General features: G+C 41.6%; 28 protein-coding genes. 18 read left to right on the forward strand and 10 right to left on the reverse strand.

Annotated elements, in window-relative coordinates; translation table 11 throughout:
• Positions 1-259 precede the first annotated feature (259 nt).
• The gene (locus AACS00_RS10255) at positions 260-1,615 is read right to left on the reverse strand and encodes a hypothetical protein (RefSeq protein ID WP_110167333.1); all 1,356 of its coding nucleotides are present in this window, start codon (positions 1,613-1,615) and stop codon (positions 260-262) included.
• Positions 1,616-2,730: 1,115 nt separating this feature from the next.
• Between AACS00_RS10255 and AACS00_RS10260 the strand changes: the two genes are divergently transcribed.
• Complete coding sequence (locus AACS00_RS10260; RefSeq protein WP_219968414.1) at positions 2,731-4,059, forward strand: N-6 DNA methylase; 1,329 nt, start codon at positions 2,731-2,733, stop codon at positions 4,057-4,059.
• Between the two features lie 8 nt (positions 4,060-4,067).
• On the opposite strand, the gene AACS00_RS10265 is transcribed toward AACS00_RS10260, so the two are convergent.
• Both AACS00_RS10265 and AACS00_RS10270 read right to left on the reverse strand, forming a co-directional pair.
• Positions 4,068-4,721, reverse strand: coding sequence for an MAE_28990/MAE_18760 family HEPN-like nuclease (locus AACS00_RS10265; protein WP_110167334.1), 654 nt, complete (start codon positions 4,719-4,721; stop codon positions 4,068-4,070).
• Positions 4,718-5,839 carry a GmrSD restriction endonuclease domain-containing protein gene (locus tag AACS00_RS10270; RefSeq protein WP_110167335.1) on the reverse strand — a complete coding sequence of 374 codons (1,122 nt, stop codon included), beginning with the start codon at positions 5,837-5,839 and terminating at the stop codon, positions 4,718-4,720. Before AACS00_RS10270 ends, AACS00_RS10265 begins: the two co-directional genes overlap by 4 nt.
• Before the next feature lie 886 nt (positions 5,840-6,725).
• On the opposite strand from AACS00_RS10270, the gene AACS00_RS10275 reads away from it, so the two are divergent.
• From AACS00_RS10275 to AACS00_RS10355, 17 genes are all read left to right on the forward strand, one after another.
• Positions 6,726-7,289 (forward strand): hypothetical protein, encoded by a 564-nt coding sequence (locus tag AACS00_RS10275; protein ID WP_110167336.1) that lies wholly within the window; start codon positions 6,726-6,728, stop codon positions 7,287-7,289.
• A gap of 336 nt (positions 7,290-7,625) precedes the next feature.
• Entirely contained in the window at positions 7,626-8,015 is a 390-nt protein-coding gene (locus AACS00_RS10280) for a hypothetical protein (RefSeq protein WP_110167337.1), read from the forward strand.
• 12 nt (positions 8,016-8,027) lie between these two features.
• Positions 8,028-8,864, forward strand: a complete 837-nt coding sequence (locus AACS00_RS10285) for a RecT family recombinase (RefSeq protein WP_110167338.1) — start codon at positions 8,028-8,030, stop codon at positions 8,862-8,864.
• Between the two features lie 2 nt (positions 8,865-8,866).
• Positions 8,867-10,630, forward strand: a complete 1,764-nt coding sequence (locus AACS00_RS10290) for a lambda-exonuclease family protein (RefSeq protein ID WP_110167339.1) — start codon at positions 8,867-8,869, stop codon at positions 10,628-10,630.
• Between the two features lie 77 nt (positions 10,631-10,707).
• Positions 10,708-10,983, forward strand: coding sequence for a hypothetical protein (locus AACS00_RS10295; RefSeq protein WP_110167340.1), 276 nt, complete (start codon positions 10,708-10,710; stop codon positions 10,981-10,983).
• Between the two features lie 5 nt (positions 10,984-10,988).
• A complete protein-coding gene (locus AACS00_RS10300; RefSeq protein WP_161426223.1) occupies positions 10,989-11,153 on the forward strand; it encodes a hypothetical protein in 165 nt (54 codons plus the stop codon).
• A complete protein-coding gene (locus AACS00_RS10305; RefSeq protein WP_110167341.1) occupies positions 11,146-11,355 on the forward strand; it encodes a hypothetical protein in 210 nt (69 codons plus the stop codon). Before AACS00_RS10300 ends, AACS00_RS10305 begins: the two co-directional genes overlap by 8 nt.
• 95 nt (positions 11,356-11,450) lie before the next feature.
• Positions 11,451-11,846, forward strand: coding sequence for a hypothetical protein (locus AACS00_RS10310; protein ID WP_110167342.1), 396 nt, complete (start codon positions 11,451-11,453; stop codon positions 11,844-11,846).
• Between the two features lie 33 nt (positions 11,847-11,879).
• Positions 11,880-12,704 carry a DUF2303 family protein gene (locus AACS00_RS10315; protein ID WP_258306855.1) on the forward strand — a complete coding sequence of 275 codons (825 nt, stop codon included), beginning with the start codon at positions 11,880-11,882 and terminating at the stop codon, positions 12,702-12,704.
• A 47-nt stretch (positions 12,705-12,751) separates the two neighbouring features.
• On the forward strand, positions 12,752-14,269 hold the full coding sequence (locus AACS00_RS10320; RefSeq protein ID WP_110167343.1) for a DNA cytosine methyltransferase: 1,518 nt from the start codon (positions 12,752-12,754) through the stop codon (positions 14,267-14,269).
• 10 nt (positions 14,270-14,279) lie between these two features.
• Positions 14,280-14,933, forward strand: coding sequence for a phage N-6-adenine-methyltransferase (locus AACS00_RS10325; protein ID WP_110167344.1), 654 nt, complete (start codon positions 14,280-14,282; stop codon positions 14,931-14,933).
• Positions 14,930-15,133: a hypothetical protein gene (locus AACS00_RS10330; protein ID WP_110167345.1), complete on the forward strand. Its 204-nt coding sequence runs from the start codon at positions 14,930-14,932 to the stop codon at positions 15,131-15,133. Before AACS00_RS10325 ends, AACS00_RS10330 begins: the two co-directional genes overlap by 4 nt.
• 60 nt (positions 15,134-15,193) lie before the next feature.
• Positions 15,194-15,562, forward strand: coding sequence for a hypothetical protein (locus tag AACS00_RS10335; protein WP_110167346.1), 369 nt, complete (start codon positions 15,194-15,196; stop codon positions 15,560-15,562).
• A 5-nt stretch (positions 15,563-15,567) separates the two neighbouring features.
• On the forward strand, positions 15,568-15,843 hold the full coding sequence (locus tag AACS00_RS10340) for a hypothetical protein (RefSeq protein ID WP_110167347.1): 276 nt from the start codon (positions 15,568-15,570) through the stop codon (positions 15,841-15,843).
• A 66-nt stretch (positions 15,844-15,909) separates the two neighbouring features.
• Complete coding sequence (locus AACS00_RS10345; protein WP_110167348.1) at positions 15,910-16,092, forward strand: helix-turn-helix transcriptional regulator; 183 nt, start codon at positions 15,910-15,912, stop codon at positions 16,090-16,092.
• Positions 16,093-16,361: 269 nt separating this feature from the next.
• Positions 16,362-17,249 (forward strand): sce7726 family protein, encoded by an 888-nt coding sequence (locus AACS00_RS10350; protein ID WP_110167349.1) that lies wholly within the window; start codon positions 16,362-16,364, stop codon positions 17,247-17,249.
• A complete protein-coding gene (locus AACS00_RS10355) occupies positions 17,215-18,144 on the forward strand; it encodes a sce7725 family protein (RefSeq protein WP_110167350.1) in 930 nt (309 codons plus the stop codon). Before AACS00_RS10350 ends, AACS00_RS10355 begins: the two co-directional genes overlap by 35 nt.
• 132 nt (positions 18,145-18,276) lie before the next feature.
• Here the strand turns inward: AACS00_RS10355 and AACS00_RS10360 are convergent, their stop codons facing one another.
• From AACS00_RS10360 to AACS00_RS10390, 7 genes are all read right to left on the reverse strand, one after another.
• The gene (locus AACS00_RS10360; RefSeq protein ID WP_110167351.1) at positions 18,277-18,897 is read right to left on the reverse strand and encodes a hypothetical protein; all 621 of its coding nucleotides are present in this window, start codon (positions 18,895-18,897) and stop codon (positions 18,277-18,279) included.
• Between the two features lie 35 nt (positions 18,898-18,932).
• Entirely contained in the window at positions 18,933-19,112 is a 180-nt protein-coding gene (locus tag AACS00_RS10365) for a hypothetical protein (protein ID WP_110167352.1), read from the reverse strand.
• A gap of 54 nt (positions 19,113-19,166) precedes the next feature.
• Positions 19,167-19,535, reverse strand: a complete 369-nt coding sequence (locus AACS00_RS10370; protein WP_110167353.1) for a hypothetical protein — start codon at positions 19,533-19,535, stop codon at positions 19,167-19,169.
• Complete coding sequence (locus AACS00_RS10375; RefSeq protein WP_110167354.1) at positions 19,532-19,816, reverse strand: hypothetical protein; 285 nt, start codon at positions 19,814-19,816, stop codon at positions 19,532-19,534. The genes AACS00_RS10370 and AACS00_RS10375 overlap by 4 nt, the downstream gene beginning before the upstream one ends.
• A gap of 79 nt (positions 19,817-19,895) precedes the next feature.
• Positions 19,896-20,279 carry a hypothetical protein gene (locus AACS00_RS10380; protein ID WP_181397545.1) on the reverse strand — a complete coding sequence of 128 codons (384 nt, stop codon included), beginning with the start codon at positions 20,277-20,279 and terminating at the stop codon, positions 19,896-19,898.
• Between the two features lie 3 nt (positions 20,280-20,282).
• Positions 20,283-21,398: a hypothetical protein gene (locus AACS00_RS10385; protein WP_445285992.1), complete on the reverse strand. Its 1,116-nt coding sequence runs from the start codon at positions 21,396-21,398 to the stop codon at positions 20,283-20,285.
• Positions 21,399-22,807: 1,409 nt separating this feature from the next.
• A complete protein-coding gene (locus AACS00_RS10390) occupies positions 22,808-24,004 on the reverse strand; it encodes a tyrosine-type recombinase/integrase (protein ID WP_110167501.1) in 1,197 nt (398 codons plus the stop codon).
• Positions 24,005-24,347 lie beyond the last annotated feature (343 nt).

The following is a 24,347-nucleotide window of genomic DNA, read 5'->3' on the forward strand; positions in this document are numbered from 1 at the left end:
GGGGCTGTCGCTTGCCCCTCTCTGGACTCTCCCAGCGCCCCTAAAATCACGATTAATCCTCAAATAATCAATTGATGTGAACATAAACGGCGACATAGGATATGCATGGCCTAACCCGCCTTTCATTTTATCGATGAAATGAATTGCTCATCAGTTATCTATTTTCAGGTGTGATAAAAGGGGGAAGGGTGTCGCCTGTTGGTTTTTTTTCAATGCTGCAAGTTGCAAGAGACGACCCCACTTTTCACTTTCAAGTAATCTATTCGCCGCTAACTTTAAGCGCTTGCTGATAGAGGACCCACTGCTGTTCAACGGTTTCACGGAAGGCTTTGTCTTGTTCTATAGGATGGATATCGAAATCCTTAAGCGTGCCTTGGTACAAGGTTTCACTGCCATTCACTTCTGCGCGTAAAGCGTTCGCAAACATCTGCTCTGATCCTTCAAGTTGACCTAATAACGCTAAGGCGTATGCCTTGTTGCCAATATAGATACCAGAGGCGTGCTCGCGAATCGCCAATTCAAATTTTTCTAAGGCTTGATTGAGGAGTATGTTAGCACCGTTAAACTCACTTTTCTGAATCAGTGGCTTACTCTGGCATAGCAAGGTAAACCCAACTTGATTAAAAGCCGTGGCAACATACTCTCGCAAAGCCGGCGTTTGGTCGTCACCAACGTAAGCGATTAAGTCATTGTAGGTTTGGATGGCTTGCTCAGACTGATTTAGCTGGCCTTGCCTAACGCCTTTGTTGAGCATGGCCTTCACAACCCGCTCTTGCAAAGCCGGCGTTTGGTCGTCACCAACGTAAGCGATTAAGTCATTGTAGGTTTGGATTTCTTGCTCAGACTGATTTAGCTGGCCTTGGGCTAGGCCTTTAGCAAATAACGCTCTGCAGGCGAAATCTTTCAATCTTGGATCAGTATTAGATCCGATATAAGTCAATACCTTTTCAAAAACTAAAAGTGAAAAACCGTAGTTTTTGTCATTAAAATCTTCACGTGCTTTATCAAAAATAGTTTGCACATGAATAAGCTTTCCTTGGATTTCTTGTTGCCCGTGGAGCTCGTCAAACTTAGTCGAATGCTTTTTTAGCTCGTCTTTGAATTTTTGTTCTTGTGCTTCAAGAAGACTCCAACTTTGTGTTTTGATGTAGTTCTGCGCTTCTTTTTGTGCTTCTGCAACCGCACGATTTTTAGCCGTAAAACCTAAAAAGATAGCAGCAACTGTAATGATAGCGCCAAAAACACTCAGGATGAGACCCCACATATTGGTATTCCAACTAACGTCGCCAATCCTACGGTCATAAGACGCCAGTTCTTTAGCTTGGTTTTCAGTCTGTGCGGTTAGCTTTTCTTTCACTTCAACAAGCTGAACTTGCAGCCTATTTAGCTCTGCCTCGACATTTTTTAAATCGCTTCTGCTTACACTCTGTAGCTGTAACGTCGCTTCAAGTTTTGCGCTTTTAGCTTGCAGCTCGATAAACTGACTAATCAGCCACGTTTGGTCTACTACTGTTTGAGATTGTATTGCGGCTTGATTAGCTGCATCAGAAGCAAAACATGTTGAGGGGCTGAACAAACCGATAGAGAACGTCAAAAATAAAATTAGATAGCGCAAGACGAGCATCCTTGTCCGACTACTGATACATTGAAAAAGCGTTAAACGCGCAAAATACGCTGCCCCAATATACAGTCGTTAGGTTTCTTTAAGTCATTGAATTATATAGTTGGTGCATTGACTAAAACAAGCAGTTTTTAGTCTCTAAAAAACCAATAGGTAATAATGGGGTCACACATTAACGCGGTAAGTTGGGCTTTCTTATCATTATTGTCGGGAGGCGTGTTTTCGCTACTTACCCGACCAACGTAGTTTAAAAAGTAGCATTAAAGATCCGCTTTTGGCACTGAGCCGTCCTTTCGGAATGGTTTACTGTATAGTTTGAAGGAATATAATCTTATTCCTAATCCAATGAATTGATGCGAAATATACCAGATTTTCCTACATTGCAAGGATTTACTTCTGTACTTTGGAAACAAGATAGCTCATACCATGGAGCATCAATAATGGTTGGTGCTGGTTTTAGCCGTTGTTCATCAACAACGGTAGATCCAAGTAGGAAGTTGCCACTATGGTTTGATTTTTCGAGAACGTTATAACAAGAGCTTGGAACTCAAGGGAATACAAATCCACTTCGTCAGGGCAACCGCATGAGTTGCTTTCTTGTTAAGAAAATAGCTGTAAAATGTTACACCTAATGTATCAAAGCCTGTTTTTAGCAATCATCGCTTTTAGGGTTTGTTTGATAATTAACCAGTCAAGTGGTTTTTGATACACAGAATAAGTTATCAGGATGTTGATATTAACAATGTGATAACTCATGCGGTCACCCTGTCCACTTCGTATAGCAGAAGAATATACTGCTTATTTCTGTAGACAAGCACTAAAAAAGAGATTAATGATGCCTCTTAGGAGTCCGGAAAACTGCATAGCGAGCTACTTCGTCTTCCTTGGACTGAAGTTCTAACTACATGGAGAACTCTAATCAGGAATGCACCGATTTTAGGGGATTTTTACACTTTCATTCTTTGTTTCCCCAAAGGATTCATAGATGTTTGATTGTCCGACAATTAAACAAGCACAATTGTAAGTGGATGATTTTCCTGCAGAAACCCAACATCACCTAATACTCAATCTCCCTAGAAATCAAGAAGATAAAAGAATCATGTCTTTTGATGGATAAATTTTATGATATATTACGTCTTTCAATTTCTGCAGTTGCACAAACAATGAATCAGTTCCTAAATCATAATCACACATTAAGATATTTTTTTGAAAAAAATCTGGATGAGTTAGATGTAAACTCAGCTAGTGAGTTAGTTGATTTAGACTCTATCGATTACGTTTTGCGTAAGTGTTTAACGATTGAAGAGATGAGAGAAGCTGGTAGTTTCTTTACTGGTCAGCAACTAGCAACAGAAGTTCTTAGTAATTTTCAAACTAGAATAAATTTTGATTCAATTGTCCTCGACCCAACGTGTGGGGCTGGAAACTTATTGATCGAGTGTTCTAGATTTTTAGATGTAGAAGAAACCTTATCAATCACTATTGAACGGTGGGGTAGAGTACTCTGTGGTTATGATATTCATGAATCTTTTATTGAAGCTGCCAAATTAAGAATTGTAATTGAAGCGCTAAGACGAGGAGTTCGGCGTGATTGTTCTATAGATGATGCTCTAGCTTGTCTTGATAATATTAAGGCCAAAGATGTTTTAAATATAAAGTCAGATGATTTAATGGGTGTTACTCATGTTATAGCTAACCCACCTTTTACTGCATGGGAATCTCCTAAGACTAATTACTGGAAAAGAGGGAAAGTCAATTCTGCGGGTGTTGTAATGGATCATCTATTGCGAACTTTACCACCTTTGTGCGAAATTCACGCGATACTTCCAGATGTACTCCGTTCCGGAAGTCGTTATCAAGGATTTCGCAATTTCGTGTCGTCAAAGATGAAAGGTGACTGCAATATTTGGGGTAGATTTAGCTCCAAAGCAGATGTTGATGTATTTTTGTTGAAAGGGATTTATTCAGAAAACGATAATAAAGTTTCTTGGTTTGATGAAACTGAGAAACAAGTGGGCAGAAAACTGGGGGATGACTTTGACGTGTGCATTGGTCCTTTGGTTGGATATCGTGATCCGAAAGAAGGACCAGAGCACCCATACGTACATCCGAAAAATGCACCCATTTGGGAAACATTAAGGCAATTACCTGAAAAGAGAAAGTTTTCAGGTAGAGTTATTACTGGTCCGTTCGTCGTTGTTAAGCGAACTTCTAGTCCAACAGATCGCTATAGAGCCTCTGCAACAATCATAATGATTAAAGAACCAATTGCTGTTGAGAATCATATGATTGTTATTAAACCGCGAGATAATACGCTTCGTAGTTGCCAACGTCTCATGAGAATATTGAGAGCAGAGGCAACTAACGAATTTCTAAACCAACGTATTCGGTTAAGGCATCTTACAGTGGGTGTGGTTAAAGAAATTCCTCTTGATTAAAATATAAGTTAGGCATGCCTTTTTAAATATGCTTTATTTTCGGCAGCATTTCTTACTAGATTTTGAAAAGTTTCTATCATTACTAAAAGTTCATCCTCTAGCTCTTGATGTGTTTCTTCTAAATCCTCATCACCTAGCCTGTCTCCATGAGCTATTGCGTTGCGACATTTCAACAGTTTGGAATTAATGAAGTTCTCTTTTAATTCAAAAACGGTTGTATCTAAGCCAAGCTGGCTGAGTATGTTGAAAACAACCTCGTACTTTAAATTTGATTCAGTATCTATAACCACACTTTCGTTTACATCAAATTTTACATCTTGTTGTTGAGTCAAATAATCGAATACTTGCTTCTGCGAAGTAAAACGCTTAATCGAAAATCCTTCTTTAAATTTTTCACCAAGACTCATTTGAATAAAATTATCAGTCATTTGACTGTAACTAGGAGCAATATTTTTTAAATACGTCAAATAAACTTGAGAACAGAATTTTACATGACCTTCCCAATGAGCATACAACATTGCAATTGATGCCCTCATTAAAACCCTTTTTTCATGGTTTCTTCTGGATCCAACTAACAACTTCAGAGTTGTGAACTCCTTCTTTCTCCAAGCAAGGTCTTTATCCAGTTGATCTTCAAGCTCTTCTAAAGACCTTACCTTCATTTAAACAATTCCTTGCCTAGTTCAGCCATGAGGGACATTCTCTCTATAGGTCGAGTTCTCTTCTCTAAAACATGAATGAATCGCTGGTGTTCAGTAAGTGCTTTTGATTTCTCATGTATGAGTTTAATGATGTCTGCATCAGACTTGCGTGCTGTTTGAACTACATTTGAGACACCTACAGTAAGAGCTTCGTAGACTGGTAGGGATATTGCGCCTTCATAACGCCCTTTATCATGGTTATACTTTTTAAATGTATCGTCTTCTAACGCTTTATTGAATAAATCAAACGTACGATCAAATACATCTTTCTCTGTGGTATAATCAAATCCAGAATCCGATCTGAATAAGCGTGTCATCTCGGCGTTTAAGTATGGGGCAACGTCACTATGTTCTTTTTTTGTTTGCTCATTAGAATGACGTTGAATCACGAAGCGTAGTGCTAACTCTTGGTTATAACATTCTTCATTTTGTTTATCAGAAAGTGGGGTTGCAGCAACAAAATTGTGATTTTTTGAAAGCTCTTTAAGCCATGTATAGCTTTTGTCATTAAGCATAAGTAGCATACAGTTACGAACCTCTTGGTCTGATAACTGTGAGCCACCCGTATTCAATCGTTGAAACAACTCAAATTTTGTATCACCTTCACTTTCTCGTTTAATGATTTTGATATCGAGCTTTTCTCTTTTAAAAACACGCTTAATGTCAGCATCAATTTCTGATGAGCGATCATGGAGGTTTTCCCATACTTTTCCTTCTAAAGCTGGTAAATATTTAGTCGCTAAGAGCTTTAATGGTGTTATGACATCACCATTTTGATCTTTCAGTTTTCCCATAAAAGATAAAATAGTAGATATACGTTGTAAGCCATCTACAACGTCCCAAACGCCATCATTTCTTTGAGCGACAAAAATAGATGGCAGTGGAATCCCAAGAATTATAGATTCGATTAGCTTACTTTTTTGTTCTTCTGACCATCGGTATACGCGTTGAAATTCAGGGTGAATATCTATTTCACCATCATCATATAGGTTAACCAGTTCACCTATAGACATAGGGTAAGAGTCCGTATGAACTTGCATTCGAGCTGCATTTATTTCTTTTTGTAATTGAGAGGTCATATATCAATCCACTTTAATAATTTTGGTGTATGGGAACAAGGAAGACGATTTTATTTGAATAATTAAATTATCAATCCTTTTGTGTTCAATATTAAGCGCCATCTCTCGCAAAGAAACGCTTTCGTAACTGATAAGAATACATCAATGGCAACCATTCAGATAGCTGTTGATACCGCATACGTGACAAGAAAAGAATTTCTGCGCCGCACATACTAATAGGGCCAGATCTTGCCTTATACTTGAAGTAATCTATTGATTACTAATCTAGCAAGGTCACTGACTGATTTTTGTCCAAGAACGAACCAGCGATCGTAGCCAGCTCAAGTTTTATCCAAATTTAAACTCCACCTAAAACCGCCATATTCAGGCGGTTTTTTATTAACTCCATTTTGCAAAATCGATCACATTTTAAATCAAAACAAAAATAAATGTACAATTTGTATTGATAGGACCGTGTACGTTTTGTATATTTAATTCATCCCAAGGCAAACCGCCTTAGCTCTTTAACAATTTGGACCATGAACGATAACTACCCTCTTTGGCAAACATGAGGGTAGAGGTCAGCCCAAGCTCCACGAATGGGCGACACAAATTTCGTGAAATAGACTTATGCGCCTCTATCGGCGACCGGATGTTAGCCCCTATAGATAACGGGTAAAAAAGCTTGGAAGAACCAAGTTGCTAACAGTGCTGGAATGGCTTAACCGAGAGGATGACCCGATAAGCGCATAACCCCGCCTAGTTTCGGCGGTGAGGTAGAAACACAAATCGGCTTTGGTAACAGAGCCAATTTGAAAGCTCTTTAATGTTCGGACAGTGGACTAAGGAAAAGCCGAAAAGCCTAATGAAACTGCGTTAAAGAGCTTTCAAATCACAAGGAGGATTTATGCAGGAGCATCGATTCATTTTTAGTAAGCCAAAGCCGTTCATAGCTTATCGTCATTTTGACAGATTGGTGGCCGATATTAGCGGCTTAATGAAATCACAATCCCCTGCCGATATGTTACGCCTAACTCTCTGCTTAGTTGCGAACAACGGACAAATCACCATAGCTGGCTTTGCGGGTTTCTTAAAGCTTGCTGAACACCACAACATAGGCGTTCATTTGCAACTGCCTGCCGTAGTTGATGCATATAACTTACGCGGCATTCCAGAGCATGATCATAACATCACGTTCACTGTATTGGGCATTGAAGTGCTTTCTGGTTCGGCAGAGAAAATTATTGAGCTGGTTACTGCACAGAAAGGAAAAATGAGCTTTATGAATTTCTCCAGCGACATTACTCAACAAACCATGTCGCCAGATTCTTTTAAGCATTGGCTAAAGTATGAAGTTTCTAATTTAGCGCTCACAGACGCAACTTTGCGCCCCGCTCAAGTAGACGTTGATGAGTTGTCTCTTCCTCAATTAGCTCGAAGCGTTCTAGATATTTTTGATACCTATTCTTAATGCTTTCTGACACCCAAATGGTTATACGCGCATTAGCTTAATCGGATAAAGCAGTCCCCCGCCTTTGAAACAATTGCAAGTGCTTCAATAAGTATGCTAGCTGCAAGGGATACACGGAGAGTTTCTGGTTCGAATCCAGAGTGCGCGATCCCCTTTATCTAACCACTAACCTACCTATACCAAAAACCCCGCATAAGCGGGGCTATCGGGGAGCGGATAACGACCAAGAAACCCACTCCAACCGCCTAGGCGGTTTGAAGGTAACGACCAATGAACACTGTCCACTGGCGATTAGAGCAACGACCAAGAAGCCCCAACGCAAAGGAGAATAACATCGTGAAAACTCTAAATCTAGTACCCGAAGAGCAAGAACAAGCACTCAATCATTTCATTGATGACGGCTTAGCCAGACTTAAATCTAACCGTGAGTTTTGTGGACTCTCGTTAAGTGGTTTTGTGGATTGGATGTACGAGCAAGATCTTCCCCGAAAAATGATGTATGGGCTTACTCGTAACATCCTAACCGTCCAGTTCGAACCCATGATGAGTAGCCATAAGCTCATTGCACTTGAAACGTACCAAGAGCATTTCAACGAACTGCTTGAGAAGTACATAGAAATCAATAAGCAAAAAGTTATCCATACCTACCGTGAAAAAATCAACGACCAAATCACAGAGCAACAAATCGCTCAGTTTGAGCTACGTCAGATAGCTAATTTAAATTGAAGGTAAAGACCAATGAATGACTTACAAGTTTCGCAGGAAAACCACGGCGTTTCTGTTCGCCCAGACTCATGGATGAACGGCGATACACTCACCCATTTATGCCGATTGGCAGAAATGATGGCCAGCTCAAAAGTGACCGTTCCTAGACACTTGGCTGGCAACGTTGGCGACTGCCTTGCTGTATCAATGCAGGCCATGCAATGGGGAATGAACCCATACGCGGTGGCGCAAAAAACGCATATTGTGCATGGAAATTTAGGTTACGAAGGCCAGCTAGTAAATGCCGTGGTGACCTCTATTGCCCCGACTGAAGATCGCCTAGAGTTCGAGTTTTTCGGGCCATGGGAAAACGTTATTGGCAAATTTAACGTTGTCGATGGGCCAAATGGCAAATACACCAAGCCTTCTTGGAGCGAAAAAGATGAAGATGGTATTGGTGTTAAAGTCTACGCAACAATCAAAGGTGAAAGTAAACCAAGAAGTATTGATGTACTTCTAAAGCAATGCTGGCCTAGAAACTCTACGCAATGGGCTACTGACCCACAGCAACAAATCACTTATGTTGCCGTTAAAAAATGGGCAAGACGCTACTGCCCTGACGTCATTCTCGGTGTTTATACGCCTGACGAGCTAGAACCCGTTGATAGCAGGCCGACTGAGCGTGATGTTACCCCTGAAAAACAACCATCATTTTACTCACAGGAAGATTTCGACAAAAACTTCCCAAAATGGAAATCCATGATCGAGGCGGGACGCAATACGCCTGAACGCATCATTTCAATGGTGGAATCAAAAGCCATTCTTACCGATGAGATGAAGCAACAAATCCAACAAGTTGTGGGAGAGTAACCATGCAAGTCACTAATATCCAATTTCATAACGTTCAACAAGGCACCGATGCCTGGCATGCTCTTCGTGACACTGTTGATTTCACTGCATCAGAAGTCTCTGCAGCCCTTGGTTGCTCACCATACAAAACTCGCGATCAACTGATGTATGAGAAAGCCACCGGCATTAAGCCTGAAATCAGTGGTTATCAAGAGAAAATCTTTGCCGATGGTCACCGCTTTGAAGAAATGGCCCGTCCAATTCTTGAAGGCAAACTCGGTGAGGAACTTTATCCAGCGACCATTACCGGTGAGTGTGAAGGGCTTACCCTACTCGCTTCACTGGATGGCTTAACCATGGATGGCGATGTAGCTTTCGAGCATAAATCCCCAAACAGCAAGCTGATCGTCAAAATTGCAGAGCAAAGCCTAGATACACACTATGTTGTTCAAATGGAGCAGCAGTTAATTTTATCTGGCGCAGCGCTTTGCAAATTCATTGCCAGTGATGGTACCGAGCAAAATTGGCACGAAATGGATTACCGACCTGACGAAGCAGTACAAAGCTGGATGATTTCAGGTTTAAAGCAGTTCAAGGCTGACTTAGTAGAGTACAAGCAAAAGCTAGCAAACGGTGAAATCACTCAGGAAAGCAAGCCAGTGGTCACCGCCGAGATCATTCAAGATCTTCCCGCTGTTACTTATAAAATGAACGGCCTTGCGATCATCAGTAACCTAGATGAGTACAAAGCCAAAGCGCTGGAACTGGTCGAACAGTCTAAGAAAAAGCTAGAGACAGACCAAGACTTTGCCAACGCAGAAAGCATGGTTAAGGTCTTTAAGTCGGCAGAAGATAAACTTGGGCTAATGTCTCAGCAGGTTCTCGGTGAAGTAGAAAGCATTGATAGCTTCGTAAAAGACCTTGGCTTTATCAGTGAGAACATTCGCCAAGCTCGTTTAGCGCTCGATAAACAAGTTAAGTCTCGCAAAGAGGAAATCAAAACTGAGTTGGTTCTCAGTGCAAAAAACGAAGTTCAGCAACTTATTAATGAAGCATCAACAAAGTACAACGCGCCATTTAACGTTAAGTTTGACTTTGCTGCGGCCATTAAAGGTAAGCGCAACATAGAAAGCATGCAGAGCGCCATCAATGACGAGCTAGCCAAAGCAAAAGTTGCACTGTCTGAACTAAAAGATGGGGTTCAAGCTAACTTGGATATCATCAATCAACATGGTGAGCACCGCTTCTTGTTTAACGACTGGGCGCAAATTGCCTTTAAAGCACCGGAAGACTTTGCAACGCTCGTTAAATTGCGTATCGCTGAGCACAAAGATGCCGAAGAAAAACGTCTTCAAGCAGAACGCGATCGCATCCGTAAAGAAGAGGAAGCCAAAGCGAAAGCAGAGGCCGAGCAAAAAGCGGAAGCGCTGCGCAAAGAGCGAGAAGCGGAAGAGCGCCAAAAGGCCCAAGCCCTTGCTCAGCAGCAAGCGAAAGACTCTGCCGTTGATAAAGCAATAGCTGAGGTTCCGCAAGCTCCATCAGAAAATCGACTAGAAGCGGCTAGAAAAGTGTTAGCCGAAGCCGAAAGCGCAGAGGTAAAGCCTTTCAAATCAACGATGAGTATTCTACTTGATGAGAAAGCAAACCCAGAAGCAACCATCACTATCACAACTGGTGAATATGACGAGCTTGTACGTAAGTCAGATTTACTCGATGCCCTATTCGCTGCCGGTGTTGATAACTGGGATGGATACAGCGAAGCAATGGAAATGCTTAAAGCTTCCTAGTCAAACCAAGCCACTTTTTTAGTGGCTTTCTTTTTAAATCAACTTAGGGACTAGCCCCTGAGTGGAGGTAACGACCAATGATCACCGCAAAAGAAGCCTATGCCCTTAGCGGCCCAGATACGTCCGATTATCTTTCTTTTCTTGAAGATAAAATCTTATCCGCAGCAAACAATAAGGCCAAGCAAATTACGATTCGCGAACTGCCTTATGCCCAGTGGCTTTACGATGAAAATTCACTGTCACAAGCCGAGAAAGATGCCTTGCGAGTTCTTCGAGAAAACGGATTCAAAGTTAGCCTTTATTACAAAGAGCTTCAATTTGTTGATATGGGCTTAGTTATTGCGTGGGGGTAGTTGTAATGAGCAATGAAGACATTATCGCCAACCTAGCGAATAAGCTCGAGCAATCTGAATCGGATAAAGCAGAGCTAGTCGCAGCATTAAAATCTCTACTTTCAGCAGAGCTATCACGTAACGCCTTATACAGCGCTCGCAGATTAATGGAGAAATACAGCCATGCCTAAAACAAAACTTTCATTCACCGCCGACAAGGTAACCCACCATGGTATTGAGGTGATCGCCGAAGGAGTTCCGGTTGAAGATGTTATCAACTCCATTTCAGAAGATGATGCCGCCGAGTATTTTGATACAGAACTCCTACTTAGCGCCATTGGTTACGAGAAAGCCGCAGCTTGGCTTGAAACCATGGGCTACCAAGTCATTTAAGCAAGGTAACGACCAAATTTTAGAAAGAAGGGAAGCGAAGAACGTCTCTTTCCTCTTTCTCTGTATCACCGTTCACTAAATAGAGAGGCGTTTTTATGTCCAAACCAGAATCAGGGAACCTCAGCATTGAGGACCGTACCACCAATTTTCCAAAGCTAATGCAAGAGCTCGATGGCGGGGTTATTTCTAACGTTGTCGGTTTAGCTCTATCGAACGTTGCGCGAGCTGTCTCGTACAGTGATAAACAAGGCAATGTGAAAATCGATTTAAAACTAAAACCCATGGGTACCAATAATGAAATGGTAGAAATTACCGTCAACATGTCGGTGAAAGAACCCAAGACAGGTTTTGGTACTAAAAATGAAGATTTTCAGTACACCTCAATCGCATTTGTAGGTAAAGGCGGCAAGCTTACCTACGATCGCCCCAAAGAAGATATTCGCGGCCAGCTCATCTTTGATGATTCCAAACAGCTTCGCGAAGTACGTTAACCCCTCCCCCTGAATAGTAAAGAGAGAAAAACCATGAGTATGGACAAAACCGCCATTCAACAAATCCAAGAAGCCGGTAATGCGAAAGAGTTTTTAAATCAATTGGCAAAAGCTGACTTTCCAGTTGCCGCCCTGCCTGAGTCGTTCAATATACACGATTTAGAAAAATTCATGCCACACCGTAACCTGTTCCGTGGCGTCATGGAAACGAGCAATATCGCTGAGTTTGTGCGGTACCATGAAGAGTTTCAAATCGAGGGTAATCAGTGTTTCATAGGGATGGAGCGCATGTCAGCCATCACGATCTTCGATATTGGAACCATGCAGAAACCCGGTCACTGTAAGCACCAAGCCAAATTAAACCTGCGTAAAACGGCATCATATAAAGCACTTCTAGAAATCAATGGGGAGCGCCTAAATCAGAAAAAGCTGGCTGAATGGATTGAAGATTACAGCGAACTGATCCAAGTGTTTTCAACTACGGGTGACCTTATTGAGAATTCCGTGGCTTCTGCAGCAGTGCGTAACATGAAATTCGAAGCCAAATCTGGTCGCGAATCCAACGTAGATGATTTTAGTCACCATCAATCAGAATACGAGTCCATTGCTGTTCGCACTAAAGAAGAGTTTCCCATGCCAGCGGTGTTTAAGTTCTCTTGTGAACCTTATTTAGGATTAAATGAGCGCCACTTTGAACTACGTATGAGCACTATTGGCAACGAAACATTAATTCTGCGTATCAAAAAACTCGAACAGCATGAAGAAGAAATGGGCGAAGAGTTTAAAGAGAAACTGACCAGCCAGTTTATTGATGACGACATCGTCATTACAACGTTTATCGGCTCATTCTCCTACTAATATCGTCTAAGCCCTCAATCGAGGGCTTTTATTAAGGTAACGACCAAATGATACTACCTAACGAAATAGTTGTAGATAATTTTGCCGGAGGCGGTGGCGCATCCACAGGGATGGAGCTTGGCCTTAACCGTCATGTCGATATCGCAATCAATCACGATCCCGAAGCGATTGATATGCACAAAATGAATCACCCAGAAACGAAGCACTATTGCGAGTCGGTTTGGGATGTTGATCCAATCGAAGCGTGCGAAAGCCGGACTGTTGGTTTAGCTTGGTTTTCGCCGGATTGTAAGCACTTCTCTAAAGCCAAGGGTAATCGACCCGTTGATAAAAACATTCGCGGCCTTGCTTGGGTTGCAATTCGTTGGGCTGCATTAGTTCCAGTGTGCATCATAATGCTTGAGAACGTTGAAGAGTTTATGACTTGGGGGCCAGTGGTAGAAGTTGAGCCGGGTAAGTTCAAACCATGCTCGAATCGTAAAGGCGAAACATTCCAAGCTTTCTTAAAAGTGCTCACCACTGGATTGGAAAAAAATCATCCCGCATGGGAAGAAATTCGCGAAGCATTGGGAAGCTGCTTTCCCTATGACCGCTTAGAAAAAGGCTTGGGCTATAAAGTCGATTATCGCGTTTTAAGTGCTTGCGATTATGGCGCGCCAACCATTCGCAAGCGTTTTTTCCTAGTGGCTAGAAATGACAACAAACCGATTGATTGGCCAGCACCCACACACGGCCCAAAAGGTTCAGGATTAATCCCTTACGCGACTGCAGCAGACATTATTGACTGGTCAATCCCTGTTAAATCCATCTTCGGAAGAAAAAAACCACTTGCCGAAAAAACAATGGAACGCATCGCCAAGGGGCTGGAAAAGTTTGTCTTTAGTTCTGATTCACCTTTCATTGTTAACGACGAATGCGCATTTATTGCCAAGCACTACACAGGCGTTACTGGTTCAGATTTAAGAGAGCCATTAGCGACCGTTACAACGACTGATCATAACGCACTAGTTATGGCATTCATGACAAAGTTTAGAGCTGGAAGTGTTGGTTATGATATTGAAACGCCAGTTCATACCATCACATCCGGTGGCGAACAAAAAAGACCTGGCACAGCAAATACGCAAGCACTAGTAACCAGCCACATGGTTAAACTGCGTGGAACAAACGTAGGTCACCCAACAGATGAACCGCTGCACACAATTTCAGCCGGTGGTTTTCATCTTGGTGAAGTTAGAGCCTTTCTTATCAAATATTATGGCACTAGTTTTGGTGAAGATCTTCAATCGCCACTGGGGACTGTAACAACAAAAGACCGTTTTGGTTTAGTTACGGTTCGCGGTGAGCAGTATCAAATTGTTGATATCGGCATGCGTATGCTTGAACCTAATGAGTTATTTGCAGCTCAAGGTTTCCCGTCTGATTACAAAATCACTCATAACTCACAAGGCAAGAAAATAAGCAAAGCAAGCCAAGTGGCAAGATGCGGTAATGCGGTATGTCCTCCGGTTGCTCAAGCGCTTGTTGAAGCGAATTTGCAGCCATTATCTAAACAAAAAGCAGCATAGGTAACGACCAATGAACCACTACGCTAAGGCTTTAGCCGAAACCCAAAGCCGATCAAGCCATAAATTAAAAGAGATTGGTGATCAATGGCAAACCCCAAAAGCAATCGCTTGGGGTTTATTCAGTACCTTTAGTGCTCGTCTCGGCTCAATTGTCATTGACATCTTCGCAGACGATTGCAACACCCTTTTACCGAATTACTACACCGCTGCCGATAACGCTCTTACCCAAAACTTAGCCGCTGATTTAAGAAAGATTGGCGGTAGCGCCGCCTACGGTAACCCGCCCTATTCTCGCCCTTGTTTCGATGATGACGAGAACGCCATCACAGGCATGGAACACATCATTGAATGGTGTCGAAAGCAGCGTGATGAAGACGCGAAAATCATACTGCTTATCAAAGCAGCGACTTCAGAATCGTGGTGGCCAGAAGATGCAGATTTTATCCAATTCATTAAAGGTCGCGTTGGATTTGAAGCGCCTGGTTGGTTTGTGCCAGAAACAGCAAAAGACAAGCCAAGCTCGGCAGGCTTCCCCTCTGCCGTGGTCATCTTTGACAAGTCTTGGGCATGGGAGCGCCGACCAATAGAGCGACTAAGCCGTGATGATTTAATCGCGCAAGGTAACGTTATCTTAGAAATGATGAATAAGCAGGTGGCAGCATGAAAGAGCAAAATATTTCTATTCCGATACCAACTGATATTGGCGATCACGAAACATTAAGGGATTACGCTTTACGCAAAGAAGCGGAATGCAATGAACTACGCGAACGCGTTGCAACGTTGCGTGAAACGATAAGCGAAGCTTGCATGATGAACGACGCTGAAAGAGTTTCAGAAAAACTAGCTAACGCATTATCAATTTGACAGTCCCTGCTTTAGCAAAGCCCAGTAGCTACATTGCTATCAACGCTGGGAGGTAACTCAATGCAATGTAGCCACTGCAAAAAAATCGCTATTACATCAAAACCGGAACCACTTTGTGAAGATTGTGCGCTAGACACCGCGCTTTCGCTTCTTGCTGTATGTAGGTTGAGTGAATCATCAATTCATGCGCTCATTCAATCTGGTTTCAATATACCGGTGATCACCGATCGCCATTATTCCGCAACCGATATAGCAAAAGAGCTAGGAATATCCGCACAGAGAGTCGGCAAGATAGCCAATGCCAACCACCTCAAAACAGCAGATCACGGTCAATGGAGGCTAAGTCAGGCAGCAAACAGCAGCAAACAAATCGAAACCTTTTTCTACAATGATAAGGGACGAGAAAAGCTCAAACAATTGTTGAGGTAACGACAATGGAAATAAACAACGACCATACCAATGCAACAAGAGTTCACCAAGGCACTAACGGAGGTAAAGCTTACCAAGCAAAATGCTATCAGCACTGGGCATCGGTACGCTTTCATGTTGAGTTGGCCTATTTAACTGAAAAGTCTTACGCCGGTGCAGCTCGAGAACTTAATCGAAAAAGAGTGCCAACTATGAAGGAAAACTCTCAGTGGTATGCACAAACCGTGAAGGATGCGCTCGAACATTACGGTGCTATTGATTCACACAGTAGTGACGACTAAATCGCGGCGATGACGCACTCAACGCCAGTCATATCATGCTTGAATAATACCGAGAAGGTGAAACTCATGGATAATCAATTCAAACCATTTATTACCGATAAAGAAATAAAATCCACTTTTGGTATCAGCCAGCCAACGCTTTGGCGCTGGACGAAGAACTTAGGTTTCCCGCCACCGATTGAGGGAATGAAAGGCCGACGCTCATACCAAAAAGTGATTGAGTGGGCAAAGGAAAAAGGAATAGCTTAATTAGGCTCCCCCTTATGGTTAAACGACGATGAGGGGGAAATAAGACAAATGGCGGTTTCTTAGTCAAAGCCTCTCGTACATTGATAATCACTGAGCTGAGCATTTAATCAATGTTGTAAGTACTCGGTTCTTCAATTTACTTGCATAATCTCAAATTTATAGCATTTATATTGAGTTAGCCCTCCCTATAATCTAGAATCCTCGCCTTTGGCATACTAGTATAGATTGTATATTTTAAAGTTTTGCTCCAACAAAAATCGGATAACACCATGAATTATAAGCAACTAGCAAAAATGTTTACTAGTACAAACATAACTAAAGTTGCTCAGGGTGATCTCAGCCTTGTGCATGATGTTACTAGTGATTTTCCTACGCTAAATCATGCGAAAACTCTTTGTGAACTTTTCGAAGCAGCATATACATTGCTTTGTAAGCATTACCCTAATGAATACGTTATAAAAAACATTATTGCTAATAATATTTTATTAGGCACACATTCCATGAACACCGCGAGTATGCTAAGCGAATTACGCATCGGAACAAATAAAGCAGACTGTGTCATCATCAATGGCTACTCTACATGCTATGAAATCAAAACTAAATTTGATTCATTAAAACGCTTACCTGAACAATTAGCGGCTTATACTTCTTCTTTTGATAGAACGTATGTGGTGACCCATGAAATACATCTTGATTCTTTACTCAAGATTCAAAAAAATATGCCAAGCTTCGGCATATTAGTATCTAATAACAAAAATCAGTTAAGCCGTAAAATTGAAGCCCCCTTAAACACAAACTTCGATACTGATTTAATGTTTCATACTCTACGAAAAAATGAGTATGTGGATATAGCACGCAGTGTTATTGGAACAGAACCTAGATGCCATCAAACAGAGCTATTTAGTGTATGTAAAGATATTTTCTGTGCGCTAGATACAACTGAAGCCAACGAGCATTTCAAAAGAGTCCTTAAAATACACCGTCGTAATGATCACAAATTTATCGACAAATTACCTAAATCAATGAAGAATCTTGGCATTAGTTACAACATTCACAAAAAAAACAAAGACAACATCATATTATCACTATTGAATTGCAATCAGTTTAATAGAGAGGTGTTTGATGTATTTTCCATTCATGAGAGGGAAGCAGTTTGAACTCGCGGCTCTTAGAGAAGTAGCTCCAAGATTAAACCCAGCCAAAGTTCGCCCAATAATTGAGCCAATCAATGATAAAATTGACCTACTTTGTGCAACAGTTGAAGTCCTAAATAAACATCATGTGATTCCTCACATTATAGTAAATCCACAAGTTGGTGATTTAGCTAGTGACTCACCTGATCATCTGAATATTGAAATCTCTGCCCGTGGTGTATCATTCATTCCTTGTGTAAGACTAAATAATCAAAATGTCATATATGCCCAAACGTTGTTACAACAGCTAAACCACGATGACGTAAAGTTTTCGCTATACTTCGAAGAAGATATACAAACCAATATTACTGCACATACGTCAAAAGCAGTGGCCAATATTATCCAAAACCTCAATAGATACTCTCATCATTTTAGTAACTCATTGCCAGCTAGCGTAATTGTAGGTAGCTCTTTCCCTGCAAAACCAAGAAATGCAGACTATAGCAGAACACCTCAGTTTTTCTCAGATGCACACGTTACATACAAAAAACCACTTATTCAAAATCAAATCGGATTTGGTGATTTTCTAACAATTGATGACAGTTGGTCTACTTCTGGAGGACCAGCTTTTGTGATCGCCCTTCACATAACCTATATTGATGAATCAAATAGTAATATGTACGTTAAACATTGTTTATCAACTAAAAATCCAAATGATCAAAGTGACCCAGCAGGTAAATTTAAGGAAGCGCTAAAGGAACTGATTGATTTTGCGAATATGACTCCTAGTCTCAACCAAAATACACTTGGGTTCCAAGAGTATTTAAAAATTCACAAGAATGGGACATATCATGGCTTAGGCGTCCCCAAAAAGTTGAGTATGATGCATCACATTGAAACACTTAATGATTATCTTTGATATCATAGGTCGATTTAATTATCTTCTGCTTCATTGCAAAGTTGGCAGATAAACCGCTAACACGACATATTTTTGTATAAAGAAAATAAAAAGAGTGGTTACGCTTAATAATAAGAAGTAGCCACTCTTAATCTATTTAGCTTTCTTACGACTTTCTAATTCAGAAAAGTGCGTGTCAGGAAAAGGGGTAGTGTAAGATTCGCCAATGCCATCAAAAAGAACAACGACATCTGTTACATTCTGAGGTGATTTAATAACCCAATTATTAGGGTCACTATTTTTTTTAGCAGTACAATCACTAAATTTATCAAAGCAATTCTTAGTATAAAAAACTCTAACTCTAGGCCCATCAACAATCACCTGCATTGAGCCTGAATTAGATTTGAAGTTCTTGTAATAGTTATCCATTACTTTCATTTTAGCTTCAGCGTCTTTAGGGATAACGGCAGATATTCGGTGGTAAGAAACCAACTCACTATTAGGAGTGGGGTTCCCCTTAGCCCACTCACCTTCAATATAAGCAGGAGCATCCATACGCCCACCTGACGAATGAGCACCTGGATAACCACCTACAGAGCCCATAGCAAAGTTTACTTTCCCCCCTGAGACTGTAGTAACAGTCATTCTATATACAGAATGTCGCCCTGTAGAACTGCCATTAGTAAGCCCAACATCTACCACATAAGGCTCTGGCCCACAGCCCCATAAGCTAAAGAACAATATGAGATAGAGACTATTTTTCCAATGAACCATTATTAAATACCTTGAGGCGATTAAATCCACCCCACTTATTGGTCAGCTTTCTTACGACTTTCTAATTCTGAAAAGTGCGTGCCAGGAAAAGGGGTAGCGGAAGATTCACCAATGCCATCAAAAAGAACAACGACGTCTCTCGTGCCTTTAGGATCTTTAACAACCCAGCCATTGGGATCGCCATTCTTTTTAGGAGCGCAATCGTTTAAGGTCAAACCACCTGCTACAAGATTGCTTTTTAGCTGAGTGTAACCATTTGTTCTTTAAAATTACTGTAATGCTTTTTCCAACACAGTTAAGGTTGGCACTAGAAGCCAACTCCAGATTCCAACACTATTAATCCACATAAACAATCTAAATTTTTTTGACTCAGTCTTAACTCGATATCTTATAAACGGGTAAGCTATCCAGTACCTTGTTAGACGACTGACTATTGAATAAGAGGTTTGGCATTGCCATCTTAGATAACCTTTCTCATCGTAAAGCTTGTCTAAGTTTTTAGCTAATTGCTTATCAATAAAAACAATGCGTTGTATGTTACCTAAACCAACCACTGCACTCATTATCACACCAGGGATTCCCCATATGATGGCGTAAATTGCAAAAACTCCACTTATAACACTAAGCAAATCACTCAAAATAAGTCCTCAACTAATCCTCCACTTGACTCCGTCAACTCGATAGCTTTTTCATATACAATATCCCCCACATTTTTACCAACAGTTCCGCCCGCCACACCACCTATAGCACCACCTGCTACAAAAGCACCAATAGAAGCAATGGCTAATACGGGAGCAGTGGTCACACCTAAAACACCAAGAACTAGCATAGTTCCCGCAACGGCTACATTTCCACCAATAGCCCCTCCACCGCCCCCCCCCAATAAACCCGACCACTTCACAGCTAGATATTTTGCCACAGTTCCCTGTGCTATCTAATTCGGCGTATGAGCTTAACGAAAAATTTGACAGGAATCAGCATGCTCATCCCTAATAACGTCAAAAATCAATTATCCCTAGTGTTTTGGCAAACAACCCTAAAACAATCAATCCTATCCAACACCAAAAACCTAAGGAATTAAACCACATAAAAATTTTAAATTTTAATGAATCGGAAGTTATACGGTGACGAATAAATGGGTAAGCAATACAATAGTCAACAAACCTTGACATTATGTTATATGACATCATGCATTGATAATTTGAATGAAGTTTATCAACATTCTTGGATAATTGTTTGTCGATCCATACAATTCGTTGGGGATCCCCAAGAGAAAGTACTGCGCCAAATATTACACCGGGAATAGACCAAATAATGGCATATCCTCCAAATATAGCTGCGGGAATCATAATTAAAAGCTCCCACCATGAAGCTGTAGACATAAATTACTCCATAATCCATTCGTACACTGAGTAGGCAATATCTCCTGCTTTTTTCCCTGCAGTAGTTCCGACAATTCCCCCTATTGCACCACCAGCAACAAATGCTCCAACAGAGGCTATCGCAACAACAGGAGCGGAAGCTGTTCCCAATAATAGAATGGTAGTACCCACAGCTAATGCCCCTAGCTTACTCCCCAAGTAAGTTCCCCCAATAAACCCTGCAACTTCTCGAGTCGTTACTTTACCACATTCACCAGATCCATCTACAGAACAAGCTTCGTACATATTCTTAGCACCGCTCGCACCACCAAGTATCAATCCCACATACCCAACACCTCGAGAGGCAGCGATGCCAATAGCTACATTTGCCATCCGTTTACCTAAATTGGGTACAAAACCCTTAGCTATGATCTCATCAGCATTATGGATAATGGAGCGAGTAGAAAGTTTAAGATTGCGTTTTATCTGAGTGTAAATGGGAAGTTGAACACTACGTTTTGATAAAGCTGCAAAACTGCCGTCTAGCTTTTTAAATAGATTGGCGCGTTCTGAGACAAAAGAACCATAGTTAATCCCACCAGTTCGGCTTGCCATGGCAACTTGAGCAACGTAGAGATGATTAATTTCGAGAAGCACACCGTTAATGTTTTTCAAATGCTGTTGCACCCCAGCGGCTATAGCGCCCACACCCATTGACGCATAAGCGTATAGATCACCAGGTAAGCCATCCGAATCGATTTTTTTCATCGTCTCATCGGCATAGTAATCTAATAATTCAAAATGTCGATTGACAGTCGCTACTTGATCTTCAGTAAGTTTAGCCAACTCGACACTTGCAGCTTGAGCCTCTTCAATCAAGGCGTCTAGCTTTTCTTGTTGAGAGGCATTTTTTGGCTCCATCGTTGGTAATATAACAATTTCACCTTGGCGAACAGGATCGTTTAGGTGCGTATTGTACTTTTTAATTACCGCTCGGTGTTGCTCACTGGTTTCGGAGCTAAACAACGTTTCCCAATAGGTATCTAAGTCTTGTGTTTGCTCTACTTGGGTAAAACCTAAATCAAATTCCGTTGCACTCTCCGAAATGGTTTTTAGGTTCACCAAAGGAATATCAGGCACTAAAGAGTGGTTAACGTTGATCGCTTTCACGTTGGTATCGACAAGGAAGCGCTCAGAATAGTCATAAAATGCGTTCAATGGATGATTAAACGCATCAGGAGCCGCAGGCGGTAAACCGTAGCTAGCCCTATTCTCTTGTGGCTCTTCGGTTTGAGACTTATCTTCTCTGGCAATAACAGGTTGTTTAGCCGCCTCTAGCAACGCAGGTATCGTCAACTTAACGCCGTGCTGACTCAACCACTCATCATTAAGGTTATCCAGTACGTCACGGGCAATTTGCTGTTCAAGATACACCAGATATTGATTCTCAACGATCTTGCCGCCAATTTTCCAATACACCAATAAGGCATTTTGATACATGTTGTAGGCTTGGGTGTCATCTAAACGTTCAGACGTCGAACGAGTCCCGTAAAAGCTCCATTTTTTATCGCCAAGCAATTTGTACTCTTGGATTAATTTCCCATCGTGAAAATGATAAAAATAGCCTTCGGTTGGCAGGCCAAGCCGTTCACCCAATTGAACCGCTGGACAAACGGGGATAAACCCTTCATAGGCGGTCTGTGTACCAATAGGTTTCACTTTCACAGGCTCTTCAAGTGAAATGCCCATCGGGTAGGATGCGATTTCAGCCACTAAGCGTTTAGGTTCATCAACGGCAGTAAGGACGGTGTATCGAGTACCATGCTCGGTTTTAGATTCCGTCCAACGGCCAAGCATTGCCTCGTTTTTCGTCTTAGCTAATACGAAGGAACAACAGACTCGATGGCGAAATGACTCATCAGAACAAGCGATCTCAAAGCAATACTCGTATTTGAGAGGAAGAGGCTTATCTGAATCACTTGGCTTTGCTGGCTCTGGAATGTAAGGAGCCATCGGTAAAGGAGGATGCAAGTTACGACTTTGAGTTGCCCCAGAAACAGCCCCTGACATATTGGTGCGAGCAAGCAGCGCTTTTTGAGCGGCAGGTTCGAGATGGTCAATAGTTTGATTATTGATCACCCAAGCAGCGTTACCCATTTCGTTTGATTCTTTGATCAACATGGGGGTCACAGGTGAATCATTTAATAATAGCCAATGGCCTTGCTCGACCTGTTCAATAAATTGATCAACACTAAAATTGGCAGGGATCGCGGCTTTAAGGGCTTTTTTATCGAGAGAATCGAGCGCACCTTCAACTTGCGCAAATTCATGAGCCATCAACTCGGTGATACGAACGGCTTTATAAGTCACTGACGTTCCTTTGGATACACTATTATATTTTTGCAGCTATTTTAGCCAGTTAACTCATCAAGACCAGACTTAAAGACCTATTAGACAAGTCAAATTATGAACCAACATCACATTATATGAACAAGATTGAGCATAATTACGCAAATAGCGGTGTATGCACCTAAAAAGCCACCTGAAATTTAGTGACCACTACAAATCACATCACACCATTTCTCATAAGCTTCCCTTTGTTCATCAAGATAATCGTAATCGAGATAATGGCTTTGTACGCCAACGTGAACTTTATGCCCTAACATGGTTTCACCGACGTGATACTGAATGCCCATCGACTCCCATATATTGCGTGCTGTTCTTCGCATATCGTGATTCGTTGTTCGAGGGAAACCTAGCTCTTCCATCTTTACCGCTAGTTTGGCTCCAAAGTCCACAGGAATACTCTCTGCCATAGGTCTATCTTCCTGAGCAACGACGGGAGGAAACATAATTTCAAACTCGGGCCATATTTCAAACTGTCTTTTTATGATTGTCGCGGCAAGCTCTGGTATTGCTCTGCGGATCTCCCGCCCATCCTTCTTCCTTGTCTTATTGTTCTCCTTCGGCACTGTCCAAACCATCCTATCCAAGTCAAAGTCTTGCTTCTTAGCTAAACGCAGCTCATTCGAACGGTTGGCAAATATCATCATCAGCCGCAAAAAGTTTTTATTACTCTCATGTACAGGTAGCGTTGATATTGCCTTCCAAATAACAGGCACCGACTCAGCATCCTGCCTCCCCCTTTTGACATCCGTGGGTTGGCCAACATCTTGCTTTTTCAATTCAGAAATGACGTTATGCTGCACTAAACCATGACGTACCGCGTAGGATATAACCTGTTTTAAACGTGACATAAGGTTAGCCGAATGCTTAGGGCCAACTCTTCGTTTCGCCTTTTGAAATACTGGCATGAAGTCCGATAGCTCCAACTGCTTAACTGGATAAGCCCCAAGATAAGGAGAGATATCAACCTCAAACATCTTTTTAAGGCTGGGCCATCGCTTTATGTTCTCTTTGGCATGGTATTCAACCCAGTAATCAATGATCTCATCGAGAGTGATAGGTTTGCTGGTTTCCGGTGCCAATGACTTACGGGGATCTATCCCACTCGCTACGAGCTCTGCTTTCGCATCTCTTTCTCTTAATGCGTCTCGGATCTTCATCGCAGGGTATTCACCAAGCTTTAGCTTTATCGGCTTACCAAAAAAGCTTACTCGATAAATCCAAGTAATTTTACCTTTCGGACTGATCCGAACACCAACACCATCACGGTAGGTAATTTCTGGTTTGCCACTGTACGGTTTCCCGTAAACAGAGCGCAACCAAGTATCTGTAATTGTCACGATAGCTTGTACCAAATTTTCAGCGGGAATAAGATTTGGTACAAATTTGGTACAAAGCAAGGACGAATGCAAGCTAATTATGATGGCTTCATGTCGATCTAAAAAATGGAAAATTAAAGAAAACTTGATTTAACTGTATGAAATAAAAGATAAAAAATGAAAGGATTCGAATCTTGGCTAGGAATTGAGAATGTAAAGGAAAGGGAGGCGTTGACATACACCAAGCAACACGTGTTCAGTACGTTAATAGTAAACATCGATGGTCACTCGGTAACACGAATACCGGATCATCAACGCTGGGCGATTGTACCTAGGTCACATCCTTAATGTAAAGGATGAATGC

It is taken from the genome of Vibrio sp. 11986-1-5 (assembly GCF_963878025.1).
Taxonomy (GTDB): domain Bacteria; phylum Pseudomonadota; class Gammaproteobacteria; order Enterobacterales; family Vibrionaceae; genus Vibrio; species Vibrio injensis.